Consider the following 13,521-nt stretch of genomic DNA (forward strand, 5'->3'; position numbering starts at 1 on the left):
AGAAAAAGGCGACGACAACAAAAGTTGTCATCGCCTCGCTCAAGGGGTTTTATTCGCCAAAGTTCAGCGGCAAACCCACATAGTTTTCAGCCACTGTGCGCGAACCTGCCTCACTGTGGATCAGATAGTCCAACTCAGCTTCTTGGAACTTCTGACCAATCTCACCTTGATCAGGGAAACGGTGCATCAAGCTGGTGAACCACCATGAAAAACGCTCAGCACGCCAGATGCGCGCCAGACAGCGCGTGGAGTAGTGGTCGATGCCTGCGTGTGATTTTTCGACACACGCCTCAATGAGCGCATCTGACAAATACTTCACATCGGTCGCGGCCAAGTTCAAACCCTTGGCGCCTGTGGGTGGCACGATGTGAGCAGCATCACCAGCCAAGAACAAAGTGCCAAAGCGCATAGGTTCAGTCACAAAGCTGCGCAGCGGCGCAATGCTTTTTTCGATGCTCGGGCCTGTCACCAAATTCTCACGCGCTTCTGGGTCTAAGCGGTTGCGCAACTCACCCCAAAACGCGTCGTCGCTCCACTGCTCTACCTTGTCGGTCAGTGGCACTTGCAAGTAATAGCGGCTGCGTGTGAGGCTGCGCTGAGAACACAAGGCAAAGCCACGGGGGCTGTTGGCATAAATCAGCTCTTCGTGCACAGGCGGTGTGTCTGACAACACGCCCAACCAGCCAAAGGGATAGACCTTCTCAAACTCTTGAATGGATTTGCGCGGCACGCTGGCACGGCACACGCCATGGAAGCCATCGCAGCCGGCAATGAAGTCGCAGCTGATGGTCTGGGTTTTGCCGTCCTTGCTGAAGCTGACGCTGGGGTGATCGCTGTCGAAGTCGTGAATCTGCACATCGTTCGCTTCGTAGATGGTGGTCAAGCCTGCCGCTTGGCGCGCATCCATCAAATCGCGGGTCACTTCGGTTTGGCCGTAGACCATCACTTTTTGTCCGCCCGTGAGGCCCGACAAGTCAATGCGGTGGCGCTCGCCTTTGAACAACAAATCAAAGCCGGTATGCACCAAGCCTTCTTTGTTCATGCGTTGGTCCACGCCGGCTTGGGCCAACACGTCCAAGGTCACTTGCTCCAGCACACCGGCACGGATACGGCCCAACACATAGTCTGGGCTTTGGCGCTCCAGAATCACGGCATCCACGCCCGCCTTGTGCAGGAGCTGGCCCAACAACAAGCCCGAGGGGCCTGCACCAACAATCACCACTTGTGTACGCATGTCTCAAATCCTTCTATGAAAAGTGCAGCGAGATTAAAGGCCCGTTTGATCTAACGCAAACCCGAAAAACGAATGCTGCGCGGTGAATAGAATAGATGCACGATGATCGCGCAACCTACATCCCATCCAAACACCATGAACAAAGCCGACTGGATTGAAGGCATGGCCCGAGGCATGGCTGTGTTGGAAAGCTTCGACACAGAGCGCCAACGCCTCAATGCCACCTTGACCGCGCAGCGCACGGGCCTCACACGTGCCGCTGCACGCCGGCATTTGCTCACGCTGACGCACCTCGGGTACTTAGAAACCGATGGTCAGTATTACTGGCTATCAGCCAAAGTCCTGGGTTTTGCGGGCAGCTATTTGTCGGGCGCACGATTGCCTCGGACGGTGCAACCCACACTACATCAGTTGAGCTTGGCCACGCAGCTCTCTTGCTCGGTCGCAGTGCTGCAAAACGATGCGGTGATCATCGTGGCGCGCGGCATCTGGCAAGGCCCAGACGTACCCACCAAAGCCAGCCACAACGTGTTGGCCTACGGCCTGCACGTTGGCACACGTCTGCCCGCACACGCCACGTCCACTGGGCAGGTGCTGCTGGCAAACCTGGCACCGTCACAGCTGCAAACGTGGATGAAAGCCAACCCATTGAGCCGATTGACGGCCAACACGGCCACCCAGCCCAAAGACTTGGTGAAGAAACTCAAACAAATTGCCAAGCAAGACTACTGCGCCGCGGACCAAGAACATGAACTGGGCGTCGAGGCCTTGGCTGTACCTCTGCGCAACGAACGCGGCGACACCATCGCCGCCTTGAACTTGGTGCGCACCCACACGGCCTCACATGCGCCCAATTTGGTCACGCGCTGGCTGCCCTTGCTGCAACAAACAGCGCAAGCGCTCAGGCCTTTGATTTGAACTTGCCTGTTCAGGGCAAGCGCAGGGCCTCATTCAGCTGATCCACCAGCTCGGCCCAATCGGCGTTGTCAGCCAAGGCTTCCCGCAGGAAAGAGGCCTGCGCAGGAGACCAAAAAGGCGCATCCGGCAAACTGATGTGACCTGGCAGCGGTGTTTTTTCTGCCAAAAAACTGGCAATGCTTTTCGCATCATTGGCCAAACCCAGTTGCGCAAAGAGTTCACTGAAGCGGTGAATGGCGTTGTCCATAAAGTCACCTTGTTGTGTAAGGAATGAAGATCTCCTTTGTACTGCAACTTAGGCTTCACTGCCAAGGGTTAGCGCACGCAACCCACAACGACAATCGTTTACGAAGTCTTTCTAAAATCTAGCATGCATGGTCTATATCTAATAAACGCCCTCGGTTTTCAAGCCGCTTGGTGGGCGTGTGTCGCGAGCGTTGGGCAAGGGTTGGAAATAGCCGCTCTTATTTTTTGTACCGCGCTCGCCTGCGTCCATCTCTTCTACGTTGAACACCCTTGGCAAGAAGTGAAGCTCGCCAGTGGCGTGCTTGTGATGGGCATCGCAATAGACACACTGTTGCAATATTTTTCAGTGATCCATTTTTACGGCTGGTCACTCGGGGCCCTCAGCCCTTTTTGGCTGTGGGCACTTTGGGTGATGTTTGCCATGACCTTGAACGTCTCCCTGGCCTTCTTGAAAGTAAGGCCATTGCTCGTTTCTGCGCTCGTTGGATTGATTTTTGGTCCACTCTCTTATTACGCAGGCACAAAGTTGGGCGCTGCGTCCTTCGAAATTTCGGTCATCCATGTATCTGTGCTGGCATTCACATGGATGCTCGCCTTGCCTGCGATGGTCCTGATGGCCCAAAAAATAGCCAACACCAAATGAGGTTTCCATTTAGAGATGTCACACGGTCGTTGACGTACAGGTCATGAATAACACCCTCATAGGAAACGGTATGCGCTGGAAAAAAATCATCGTCAGTGGCATGTGTTTACTGGCATCTCTGTGCTCGCATGCCAGCGACTTGTCAGAAAAACTGCAATCATCTGATTACGTTCTGTTGATACGACACACCAGAGCCCCTGGTGTTGGAGACCCTAGCAACTACAAACTAGACGACTGCAAAACTCAGCGCAATCTCAGTGCCGAAGGCCGCCAACATGCCGCAGCCATTGGCGACTGGTTAAGAAAACAAGGCATCAAAGCGGCTGAGGTGCATTCAAGTGCTTGGTGCCGCTGCAAAGACACCGCTGAACTTTTGAAATTTGACAGCTTCAAAGTGGAAGCGTCATTGGCCTCGTTCTTTGATGACATGCGCAAAGCCAAGGAGACAACGCAAGCGCTTGAGAGCTTCATCTCTGAAAAAGTCAAAACAAAAGGGACCAAGGCACTCATATTGGTGACTCACCATGTGAATATTTATGAGTTCATGGGTGAGAACATCGCCTCTGGCGATTTGGTGTTGGCCAAGGTCAAAGCGAGCGGAAAGATGGTTTCTTATAAGCTCATCCCAAGACCGACTGACAGCAGCACAACTAAATTTTGAAAGATCTTTCAACATGTCTAACAACACCCACGCACACGCAGTGACTGTCTCTCGTACGGTCGAACGTTTGGTCACAGGCCAGGCCACCTCAGACGGCGCAGGCGTCAAGCTCAACCGTGTGCTCACGCAAGACTTGCAACACCGACTTGACCCTTTTCTGATGCTCGATGCATTTGGCAGCGACAAGCCCGATGACTACATTGCTGGCTTTCCTGACCACCCACACCGCGGCTTTGAAACCGTCACCTATATGATTGCCGGACGCATGCTGCACCGCGACAGCGCAGGCCACGAAGGCTTGCTACAAAACGGCGGCGTGCAATGGATGACCGCTGGCAATGGCGTGATTCACTCTGAAATTCCTCAGCAAGAAGAAGGTGTGATGGAGGGCTTTCAGCTCTGGTTGAACCTGCACAGCAGCGAAAAGATGAACGCGCCTTGGTACCGCGATTTTCAAAACGACCAGTTGCCCAAGTTGCACACGCCAGCAGGCGTGACGGTGACTGTCATTGCCGGTGCCAGCCACGGTGTGCAGGGTGCGGTGACCCGCGAAATCACCCAGCCGTTGTACCTCGATGTGCACATGCCCCAAGGCACACGCTTTGAACAAACGCTGCGCGCCGATCACAACGCATTTTTGTATGTGTACCGTGGCGAAGTCACGATTGGCGGCCAAACCGTGCCCGTGCAACGCATGGCCATTTTGGCGAACACAGCACAGGCCGATGGCGTGGTCATCGAAGCCAGTGCCGATGCCAAGCTGATTCTGATCTCCGGCAACCCCCTCAAAGAGCCCATCGTTCAATACGGTCCGTTTGTGATGAATTCAAAAGATGAGATTTACCAAGCCTTGAGCGACTTCCGCGATGGGCGTTTGGGCGAAAAAGCCTGAGCATAGGCAGCGCTTATCTGAACCTCCAGTGGCGTGATTGGGTTGCATGCAGTTCTTGCTGAACCCCTCACTGTTTGGGTCCGGCTTTATATACTGGGTACCTGCGTGGTGGCGAATGATGACTGCCACATCATTTTGAGTACTATTTTTCAAATACCCCCCCATGGAAATCAAGGTCAACTTTCTCGACAAGCTTCGCCTGGAAGCCAAGTTCGATGACTTCACAGTGGTCGCCGACCAGCCCATTCGCTACAAAGGCGATGGGTCGGCACCTGGCCCCTTCGATTATTTTTTGGCCTCATCGGCTTTGTGTGCGGCCTATTTTGTGAAGCTGTATTGCGTCACGCGCAATATCCCGACCGAAAACATTCGTCTCTCGCAAAACAACATCGTCGACCCAGAGAACCGCTACCAGCAGATTTTCAAAATTCAAGTTGAGCTACCGCCAGACATTCAAGAGGTGGACCGCCGCGGTATTTTGAATTCGATCGAGCGCTGCACGGTCAAAAAAGTAGTGCAAGCAGGGCCTGAATTTGTCATTGAAGAAGTCGAGAACTTGGATGCAGATGCACAGTCGTTGCTGACGCTGAAACACACGTCTGACACCAGCACCTACATCGCAGGGAAAGACCTGCCTCTTGAGCAAACCATCGCCAACATGTCAGGCCTCTTGGCAGACTTAGGCATCAAGATTGAAATTGCGTCATGGCGCAACATCATTCCAAATGTGTGGTCACTCCATATCCGTGATGCGCACTCGCCGATGTGCTTTACCAACGGCAAGGGCTCAACCAAAGAAAGCGCATTGGCGTCCGCACTGGGCGAATACATCGAGCGGCTCAACAACAACCATTTCTATGCGGGTGCCTTTTGGGGCGAGGACATTGCCAATTCAGAATTTGTGCATTACCCGAATGAGCGTTGGTTCAAGCCAAACAAGAAGGATGCGCTGCCCAAAGAAATTCTGGATACGTACTGCCTCAACATCTACAACCCCGATGGCGAGCTGCGTGGCTCGCACCTGATCGACACCAACTCTGGCAACACGCAACGCGGCATCTGCGCCCTGCCCTACGTGCGTCAGTCAGATGGCGAGGTGGTGTACTTCCCCTCCAACCTGATCGAAAACTTGTTCGTCAGCAACGGCATGAGCGCGGGCAACACGCTGGCCGAAGCGCAGGTGCAATGCTTGTCCGAAATTTTCGAACGCGCCGTGAAGCGCGAAATCTTGGAAGGTGAAATCTGTTTGCCCGACGTGCCGCAGGACGTGTTGGCCAAGTACCCCAGTATCTTGGCGGGCATCCAAGGTTTGGAAGAACAAGGCTTTCCGGTGCTGGTGAAAGACGCGTCATTGGGCGGCACCTACCCCGTGATGTGCGTCACCTTGATGAACCCACGCACAGGCGGTGTCTTTGCCTCATTCGGTGCGCACCCCAGCTTTGAGGTGGCACTGGAGCGCAGCCTCACCGAACTGCTGCAAGGGCGCAGCTTCGAAGGTCTGAACGATTTGCCACCGCCCACATTTGAGAGCAATGCGGTCACCGAGCCCAATAACTTTGTGGAGCATTTCATCGATTCCAGCGGCATCGTGTCATGGCGCTTCTTCAGTGCCAAAGCAGATTACGAATTTGTGGAATGGGATTTTTCTGGCCAAGGTGAGAATTCAAATGCACAAGAAGCCTCGACCCTGTTTGGCATTCTCGAAGACATGGGCAAAGAGACCTACACCGCGGTCCATGACCAGCTGGGCGCCATCGCCTGCAGAATTTTGGTGCCGGGTTATTCAGAGGTTTACCCCGTTGAAGATTTGATCTGGGACAACACCAACAAAGCCTTGTTGTTCCGCGCTGATATTTTGAACTTACACCGCTTGGACGATGCCAGCTTGTCTTCCCTGCTGGAACGCTTGGACAACAACGAACTCGATGATTACTCAGACATCGCTACCTTGATCGGCATTGAATTTGATGAAAACACGGAATGGGGCCAACTGACCGTGCTTGAATTGAAGCTCTTGATTCATCTGGCTTTGAAGCAATTTGAAGAAGCGCAAGATCTTGTGGGCGCCTTCCTGCAATACAACGACAACACGGTGGAACGCAAATTGTTTTACCAAGCCTTGAACGTGGTGCTGGAGGTGTTGCTCGATCCAGACTTAGAACTGAAAGACTATGAAGTCAATTTCCGTCGCATGTTTGGCAACGCTCGAATAGACGCGGCCATTGGCTCAGTGGATGGCACAGTGCGATTCTTTGGCTTGACGCCTACCAGCATGAAACTAGAAGGCCTTGATAGACACCACCGCTTGATCCACAGCTACAAGAAATTACATCAGGCGCGCGCCAATGTGGCGAATTAAGCGATGGCTACCAAGGCGCTCGGCAGACCAGTGCCGCTTGCGAGGCTAGAGCCCCTCAGTTGCGAATCGAACTATTGATTGATAAAAGAAAAGGCCGCCAGATATTGCTATCTAGCGGCCTTTGTCGTTGCAGATGGTGGAGCTGGCGGGATTTGAACCCGCGTCCACAAGCCTTTTTCGTACAGTTCTACATGTGTAGTCGTCTGATTTGAGTCTCGCCGTGTGCGTCGCGCAGCGACACGCTACACACCCAGCCAGTACCCTTTTTTCTCACACCACCTCAAGGTACCCGAGGTGATGCCAGCCCATATGTTTTCCCTTGCAGCTAGGAAGTCTTGCGACCCCCTAACCCAGCCTATCGGCCAACTGTTGCAAGGCTCACCGGATTAAGCGGCGAGTGCGAAACGTTCGTCGTTTGCAGTTAGTTTTTTTTCTGCTGTTTTACGAGGATCAGAACCTCGACATGCCCTGCCACGCGTCCGAACCCATGTCGAAACCAGTGCAGCCCCAAGTCTCCTATTTTAGGCCTGTGCCAGCAATTGCAAGAGCTTATTTGGAGAATCAATGGATAAATCTGCACCCCATGTGCTGATATCGGTCTTTTCGCCCAAATAACCGTACGTCGCGGCAACCGTGGGCATGCCCGCGGCACGGCCTGCAGCAATATCGCGCTCATCGTCGCCCACATACAGGCACACCTCTGGCGGCAGCGCCAAGCGGCGAGCAGCTTCGAAAAGAGGTTCAGGATGCGGTTTGGGATGCGGTGTGGTGTCCCCACTCACGATGGCTTGTGCACTAGCAAACAAAGGCATGGCCTGTGTGAGCGGATCAGTGAAGCGGGCCATTTTGTTGGTCACCACGCCCCAAGACATTTGCCGCAACTGAATGTGCTCAATCAAGTCTTCCACGCCGTCAAACACATAGGTGCGCACGGTCATGGCGGCTTCGTAGTTGGCAAAGAACTCTTCGCGCATAGCCATGAAGTCTTGATGCTCAGGCGTCATGTCAAACGCCACTTTGAGCATGCCGCGCGCGCCAGCGCCTGCCAATGGGCGGTACAACGCGTAGGGCAGTGACGGCATGCCACGGTCAGTGCGCATTTTGTCGGCGGCAGCGCCCAGGTCTGGGGCACTGTCAATCAAAGTGCCATCCAAATCGAACAGCACTGCACGGATATTTTTCAGCATCAAAGAGGCCTTTGTGTCGCGACCAAATAGTTCACACTGGTGTCGTTACTCATCCAATAGCGGCGGGTAATCGGGTTGTATTCCATACCACGGGTGTTTTGCCAATCCAAGCCAGCTTCGCGGCAATCACGCGCCAGCTCGCTGGGCCGGATGAATTTGGCGTATTCGTGCGTACCACGGGGCAGCATGTTCAACACGTACTCCGCACCTACGATGGCAAACAAGAATGACTTGGCATTGCGGTTGAGGGTGGAGAAAAATACATAACCACCGGGTTTGACCAACTGCGCGCATGCACGCACGATGGACGAAGGGTCTGGCACGTGCTCCAACATTTCCATGCAGGTGACCACATCAAAACTGGCGGGCTGCTCGGCAGCCAAAACCTCCACAGCCACTTCACGGTATTGCACGTTGGGCGTTTGCGCCTCCAAAGCGTGTAACTGCGCCACCTTGAGCGATTTGGTTGCCAAGTCAATGCCCAAAGCTTGAGCACCCGAACGCGCCATGGCGTCGGTCAAAATGCCGCCCCCACACCCCACATCCAGCACTTTTTTGCCTTGTAACGGAGCAATGCTGTTGATCCACTCTAGACGGAGGGGATTGATTTGGTGCAATGGACGAAATTCGCTTTCAGGGTCCCACCAACGGTGGGCGAGGTCTGAAAATTTGGCCAATTCGGCCTGATCAACGTTGGTATGAGTGGCAGAGGTTTGCATGGCATGTATTGTCGTTCAAGCAAAAAGAAACCCCGCCGAAGCGGGGTTTCTTTTTAGATCAGGTTGGATCAGTTTTTGCGGGTGCCCACAACTTCGATCTCAACGCGACGGTTCTTAGCGCGACCTTCTTTGGTCTTGTTGCTAGCAACAGGTTGCTTCTCGCCTTTACCTTCGGTGTAAATGCGGTTCTTCTCGATGCCTTTAGAGATCAAGTAAGCCTTCACAGACTCAGCGCGACGCACTGACAATTTTTGGTTGTAAGCGTCTGTACCGATAGAGTCAGTGTGACCCACAGCGATGATGACTTCCAAGTTGATGCCTTTGACTTTGGCAACCAAGTCGTCCAACTTGGCTTTGCCAGCTGGTTTCAACACAGACTTGTCAAAGTCAAAGAATGCGTCAGCAGCGTACGTCACTTTAGAAGCAGCAGCCACAGGTGCAGCAGGTGCAGCTTTTGGAGCAGCAGCAACAGCGCCATCACAGCCAGGAGCGGCAGTGGCGGGTGTCCAGTTGGCATCGCGCCAGCACAAACCTGTGGAGTTTTTCCACACGTCGCCAGAAGCATTGCGCCAGTTGTCAACGTTTTGAGCCATAGCAGCAGTTGCCAAAGCAGCGGTAGCAACAAAAGCTGCCAAGTTCTTCAAGTTTTTCATGATTCACCTCTGAGGGATTTATAAGCCGCAGACCACTCTGCGAATTCAGGCAGTCTAGATACTTTTACCTATGACGCTTAGAAATATTGTGCCATAACCCAAACACACTACTTCTACTCATAACAAGGTAAACAGAAAGCTGTTGCATGGCTGCCACAAGTGGGTGGTCGACTTATCAGCCTAAAATGTTCGGTTTCCTGCTTTACGGCCTCTTTCATGACCCAGTTCGCCAAAGAAACCTTGCCCATCAGCCTAGAAGAGGAGATGCGTCGCAGCTACCTAGATTACGCCATGAGCGTGATTGTGGGCCGCGCCCTCCCCGATGCGCGTGACGGCTTAAAGCCAGTGCACCGCCGCGTCTTGTTCGCGATGCATGAGCTCAACAACGACTGGAACCGTCCTTATAAGAAGTCTGCCCGTATCGTGGGTGACGTGATCGGTAAATACCACCCGCACGGCGACAGCGCGGTGTACGACACCATCGTTCGTATGGCGCAAGACTTCTCGTTGCGCCACATGTTGGTGGACGGCCAAGGTAACTTCGGCTCGGTCGACGGCGACAACGCGGCGGCCATGCGTTACACGGAAATCCGCTTGTCGAAAATCGCGCATGAAATGCTCAGCGACATCGACAAAGAAACCGTCGATTTCGGCCCCAACTACGACGGCTCCGAAAAAGAACCGCTGGTCTTGCCCAGTCGCATTCCGAACTTGTTGGTCAACGGATCCTCCGGCATTGCCGTGGGTATGGCCACCAACATCCCGCCTCACAACTTGAACGAAGTGGTGGACGCCTGCTTGCACATGCTGCGTCACCCCGAGGCCACCATCGACGAGTTGATGGAAATCATCCCCGCGCCCGACTTCCCAACTGCCGGCATTATTTATGGCATCAGCGGCGTCAAAGACGGCTACCGCACGGGCCGTGGCCGCGTGGTCATGCGCGCCAAGTGCCACTTTGAAGACATCGACAAAGGCCAGCGCCAGTCCATCATCGTGGACGAACTGCCCTACCAAGTGAACAAAAAGACCTTGCAAGAGCGCATGGCCGAGTTGGTTCACGAGAAGAAGATTGAAGACATCAGCCACATCCAAGACGAGTCCGATAAATCGGGCATGCGTTTGGTGATTGAACTCAAGCGCGGCGCCGTGCCTGAGGTGGTGTTGAACAACCTGTACAAACAAACCCAGCTGCAAGATACCTTCGGTATCAACATGGTGGCCTTGATTGATGGCCAGCCCAAACTGTGCAATTTGCGCGATTTGATCGCTGTGTTCTTGGGTCACCGCCGCGAAGTGGTCACACGCCGCACCATCTTCACCCTGCGCAAAGCCCGCGAACGCGGCCATGTGCTGGAAGGTTTGGCGGTGGCTTTGGCCAACATTGACGAGTTCATCCGCATCATCCGCAACGCGCCTACGCCCCCTGTGGCCAAGGCCGAGTTGATGACCAAGTCGTGGGACAGCCAACTGGTGCGCGAAATGCTCACCCGTAGCCGTGCAGATGGCGGCGTGATCAACGCCGACGACTACCGTCCCGATGGCTTGGAAAAAGAATTCGGCATGGGCAGCGATGGTCTGTACCGTTTGAGCGACACCCAAGCCCAAGAAATTTTGCAGATGCGTCTGCAACGCTTGACGGGTCTTGAGCAAGACAAGATCGTCAACGAATACAAAGACGTGATGGCCGAGATCGACGACTTGCTCGACATCTTGGCCAAGCCAGAGCGCGTGTCCACCATCATTGGTGACGAGCTAACAGTGGTGAAAAACGAATTCGGCCAAAGCAAGCTTGGCGCACGCCGCAGCGTGATTGAGCACAACGCCCAAGACTTGGGTACCGAAGACCTGATCACGCCCACCGACATGGTGGTCACGCTCAGCCACAGCGGCTACATCAAGAGCCAACCCCTGTCTGAATACCGCGCACAAAAACGCGGCGGTCGCGGCAAGCAAGCCACAGCGACCAAAGAAGACGATTGGGTGGACCAGCTCTTTATTGCCAACACGCACGACTATTTGCTGTGCTTCTCCAACCGCGGCCGTTTGTACTGGCTCAAGGTGTGGGAAGTGCCTGCGGGCTCACGCGGTTCACGCGGTCGCCCCATCGTCAACATGTTCCCCTTGCAAGAGGGCGAAAAAATCAACGTGGTCTTGGCCCTCACCGGCGCAGCACGCACCTTCCCTGAAGACCAATTTGTGTTCATGGCCACCTCCATGGGCACGGTCAAGAAGACCTCGCTGGACGAATTCAACAACCCACGCAAGGGCGGCATCATCGCCGTCAACTTGGACGAAGGTGATTTCTTGATTGGCGCAGCCCTGACCGATGGCAAACACGATGTGATGTTGTTCAGTGACGGTGGCAAAGCTGTGCGTTTTGACGAGAACGACGTGCGTCCCTTGGGTCGCAGCGCCCGCGGTGTGCGCGGCATGATGATTGAAGAATCACAAAGCGTCATTGCCATGTTGGTGTCTGAGCAAGAAGACCCCAACACCGTGATTGACGATGGTGTTGCACGCGCCAGCGTGTTGACCGCCACCGAAAACGGCTACGGCAAGCGCACCAACATCAGCGAATACACCCGCCACGGCCGTGGCACCAAAGGCATGATTGCCATCCAGCAATCTGAGCGCAACGGCAAAGTCGTGGCAGCCACCTTGGTCCAAGCGGACGACGAAATCATGCTCATCACCGACACCGGCGTGCTGGTGCGTACCCGAGTGGCTGAAATTCGCGAAATGGGCCGCGCCACACAAGGCGTGACCTTGATTGGTTTGGACGAAGGTGCCAAGCTCAGTGGTTTGCAACGCATTGTCGAAAACGATGCCAACGCGCACTTCAGCGAAGGCGCAGAAGACGGCAGCGCTGAAGGCGGCACAGACGCACCCAACGAAGGTTGATTCAGGCATGAACCGCCCCTTTAACTTCTCTGCAGGTCCAGCGGCGATGCCGCTGGAGGTGTTGCAGCAAGCCGCCGCCGAGATGACAGATTGGAACGGCAGCGGCATGGGCGTGATGGAAATGAGCCATCGCGGCAAAGAGTTCATCAGCATTTACGAACAGGCCGAGGCTGACGTGCGCGAGCTGTTGGCGGTGCCTGCCAACTTCAAAATCTTGTTCATGCAAGGTGGTGGTTTGGCAGAAAACGCCATCGTGCCCTTGAACCTCTCACGCGGCGAAACCGTCGATGTGGTGGTCACTGGCAGCTGGAGCGAGAAGTCGTACAAAGAAGCTGCCAAATACTGCACACCGCATTTGGCAGCCACGGGTGCTGAAAGCCACTTCACGTCCATCCCTGCCGCCGCGCAATGGCAACTGACTTCAGGTGCGCAATACGTGCATATCTGCACGAATGAAACCATCCACGGCGTGGAGTTTCACACCTTGCCCGATCTCAAAGCCTTGGGCTCTGACGCACCGCTGGTGATCGACTTTTCATCGCATGTGCTCTCGCGCAGCGTCGATTGGGCACGAGTGGGCGTGGCATTCGGTGGCGCACAAAAGAACATTGGCCCCGCTGGCGTCACGCTGGTGGTGGTACGCGAAGACTTGTTGGGCCACGCGCTCAAAGTCTGCCCCAGCGCCTTCAACTACAAAACCGTGGCCGACAACGGCTCGATGTACAACACACCGCCCACGTACAGCATTTACATGGCGGGCCTGACCTTCCAGTGGCTCAAACGCCAAGGTGGTGTGGCCGCGATGGAGCAACGCAACATCGCCAAAGCCAAGCTGTTGTATGACTTCTTGGACAGCTCCAGCTTCTACAGCAACAAGGTCGCGCACGACTGCCGCTCGCGCATGAACGTGCCCTTCTTCTTGGCCGACGAGTCGCGCAACGACGCGTTCTTGGCCGGCGCCAAAGCTGCAGGTTTGTTGCAGCTCAAAGGCCACAAGTCGGTCGGCGGCATGCGTGCCAGCATTTACAACGCCATGCCCCTCGAAGGCGTGCAAGCGTTGGTGAGCTACATGCAAGCGTTTGAAAAAACACACGCGTAAACCACG

12 protein-coding genes and 1 other RNA gene are annotated in these 13,521 nt (G+C 54.7%); 7 read left to right on the forward strand and 6 right to left on the reverse strand.

The window, feature by feature from the left end:
* Window positions 1-49: 49 nt before the first annotated feature.
* The gene (gene pobA, locus QMG15_RS08790; protein ID WP_281788294.1) at window positions 50-1,234 is read right to left on the reverse strand and encodes a 4-hydroxybenzoate 3-monooxygenase; all 1,185 of its coding nucleotides are present in this window, start codon (window positions 1,232-1,234) and stop codon (window positions 50-52) included.
* 135 nt (window positions 1,235-1,369) lie between these two features.
* Here pobA and QMG15_RS08795 point away from each other — a divergent pair, with 135 nt between their 5' ends.
* A complete protein-coding gene (locus tag QMG15_RS08795) occupies window positions 1,370-2,152 on the forward strand; it encodes an IclR family transcriptional regulator C-terminal domain-containing protein (protein ID WP_281788295.1) in 783 nt (260 codons plus the stop codon).
* Between the two features lie 10 nt (window positions 2,153-2,162).
* Here QMG15_RS08795 and QMG15_RS08800 read toward each other — a convergent pair whose 3' ends face one another.
* Entirely contained in the window at window positions 2,163-2,399 is a 237-nt protein-coding gene (locus QMG15_RS08800; RefSeq protein WP_281788296.1) for a DUF2789 domain-containing protein, read from the reverse strand.
* 123 nt (window positions 2,400-2,522) lie between these two features.
* Between QMG15_RS08800 and QMG15_RS08805 the strand changes: the two genes are divergently transcribed.
* The 4 genes from QMG15_RS08805 to QMG15_RS08820 all read left to right on the forward strand — a co-directional run bounded on the left by QMG15_RS08805 (window position 2,523) and on the right by QMG15_RS08820 (window position 6,953).
* On the forward strand, window positions 2,523-3,041 hold the full coding sequence (locus QMG15_RS08805; RefSeq protein ID WP_281788297.1) for a DUF2878 domain-containing protein: 519 nt from the start codon (window positions 2,523-2,525) through the stop codon (window positions 3,039-3,041).
* A gap of 43 nt (window positions 3,042-3,084) precedes the next feature.
* A complete protein-coding gene (locus QMG15_RS08810; protein ID WP_281788298.1) occupies window positions 3,085-3,702 on the forward strand; it encodes a histidine phosphatase family protein in 618 nt (205 codons plus the stop codon).
* Between the two features lie 13 nt (window positions 3,703-3,715).
* A complete protein-coding gene (locus QMG15_RS08815; RefSeq protein ID WP_281788299.1) occupies window positions 3,716-4,594 on the forward strand; it encodes a pirin family protein in 879 nt (292 codons plus the stop codon).
* A 163-nt stretch (window positions 4,595-4,757) separates the two neighbouring features.
* Window positions 4,758-6,953, forward strand: coding sequence for an OsmC domain/YcaO domain-containing protein (locus QMG15_RS08820; protein ID WP_281788300.1), 2,196 nt, complete (start codon window positions 4,758-4,760; stop codon window positions 6,951-6,953).
* Between the two features lie 134 nt (window positions 6,954-7,087).
* Here the strand turns inward: QMG15_RS08820 and ssrA are convergent.
* From ssrA to ompA, 4 genes are all read right to left on the reverse strand, one after another.
* Window positions 7,088-7,462, reverse strand: a transfer-messenger RNA (tmRNA) gene (gene ssrA, locus QMG15_RS08825).
* Window positions 7,463-7,474: 12 nt separating this feature from the next.
* Window positions 7,475-8,140 carry an HAD-IA family hydrolase gene (locus tag QMG15_RS08830; RefSeq protein WP_281788301.1) on the reverse strand — a complete coding sequence of 222 codons (666 nt, stop codon included), beginning with the start codon at window positions 8,138-8,140 and terminating at the stop codon, window positions 7,475-7,477.
* The gene (ubiG, locus tag QMG15_RS08835) at window positions 8,140-8,859 is read right to left on the reverse strand and encodes a bifunctional 2-polyprenyl-6-hydroxyphenol methylase/3-demethylubiquinol 3-O-methyltransferase UbiG (RefSeq protein WP_281788302.1); all 720 of its coding nucleotides are present in this window, start codon (window positions 8,857-8,859) and stop codon (window positions 8,140-8,142) included. The genes QMG15_RS08830 and ubiG overlap by 1 nt, the downstream gene beginning before the upstream one ends.
* A gap of 68 nt (window positions 8,860-8,927) precedes the next feature.
* Entirely contained in the window at window positions 8,928-9,512 is a 585-nt protein-coding gene (gene ompA, locus QMG15_RS08840; protein ID WP_281788303.1) for an outer membrane protein OmpA, read from the reverse strand.
* Window positions 9,513-9,728: 216 nt separating this feature from the next.
* Here ompA and gyrA point away from each other — a divergent pair, with 216 nt between their 5' ends.
* Window positions 9,729-12,416, forward strand: coding sequence for a DNA gyrase subunit A (gene gyrA / locus QMG15_RS08845; RefSeq protein WP_281788304.1), 2,688 nt, complete (start codon window positions 9,729-9,731; stop codon window positions 12,414-12,416).
* Window positions 12,417-12,423: 7 nt separating this feature from the next.
* Window positions 12,424-13,515, forward strand: coding sequence for a 3-phosphoserine/phosphohydroxythreonine transaminase (gene serC / locus QMG15_RS08850; RefSeq protein WP_281788305.1), 1,092 nt, complete (start codon window positions 12,424-12,426; stop codon window positions 13,513-13,515).
* Window positions 13,516-13,521 lie beyond the last annotated feature (6 nt).

This window comes from Limnohabitans sp. INBF002 (genome assembly GCF_027924905.1).
Classification (GTDB): domain Bacteria; phylum Pseudomonadota; class Gammaproteobacteria; order Burkholderiales; family Burkholderiaceae_C; genus Limnohabitans.

What these genes read in the sequence shown, in the direction of transcription:
- serC (WP_281788305.1), top strand. Translation starts at nt 12,424, where the DNA reads ATGAACCGCCCCTTTAACTTCTCTGCAGGTCCAGCGGCGATGCCGCTG.
- ubiG (WP_281788302.1), bottom strand. Translation starts at nt 8,859, where the DNA reads ATGCAAACCTCTGCCACTCATACCAACGTTGATCAGGCCGAATTGGCC.
- ompA (WP_281788303.1), bottom strand. Translation starts at nt 9,512, where the DNA reads ATGAAAAACTTGAAGAACTTGGCAGCTTTTGTTGCTACCGCTGCTTTG.
- QMG15_RS08830 (WP_281788301.1), bottom strand. Translation starts at nt 8,140, where the DNA reads ATGCTGAAAAATATCCGTGCAGTGCTGTTCGATTTGGATGGCACTTTG.
- pobA (WP_281788294.1), bottom strand. Translation starts at nt 1,234, where the DNA reads ATGCGTACACAAGTGGTGATTGTTGGTGCAGGCCCCTCGGGCTTGTTG.
- QMG15_RS08815 (WP_281788299.1), top strand. Translation starts at nt 3,716, where the DNA reads ATGTCTAACAACACCCACGCACACGCAGTGACTGTCTCTCGTACGGTC.
- QMG15_RS08795 (WP_281788295.1), top strand. Translation starts at nt 1,370, where the DNA reads ATGAACAAAGCCGACTGGATTGAAGGCATGGCCCGAGGCATGGCTGTG.
- QMG15_RS08800 (WP_281788296.1), bottom strand. Translation starts at nt 2,399, where the DNA reads ATGGACAACGCCATTCACCGCTTCAGTGAACTCTTTGCGCAACTGGGT.
- gyrA (WP_281788304.1), top strand. Translation starts at nt 9,729, where the DNA reads ATGACCCAGTTCGCCAAAGAAACCTTGCCCATCAGCCTAGAAGAGGAG.
- QMG15_RS08810 (WP_281788298.1), top strand. Translation starts at nt 3,085, where the DNA reads ATGAATAACACCCTCATAGGAAACGGTATGCGCTGGAAAAAAATCATC.
- QMG15_RS08805 (WP_281788297.1), top strand. Translation starts at nt 2,523, where the DNA reads ATGCATGGTCTATATCTAATAAACGCCCTCGGTTTTCAAGCCGCTTGG.
- QMG15_RS08820 (WP_281788300.1), top strand. Translation starts at nt 4,758, where the DNA reads ATGGAAATCAAGGTCAACTTTCTCGACAAGCTTCGCCTGGAAGCCAAG.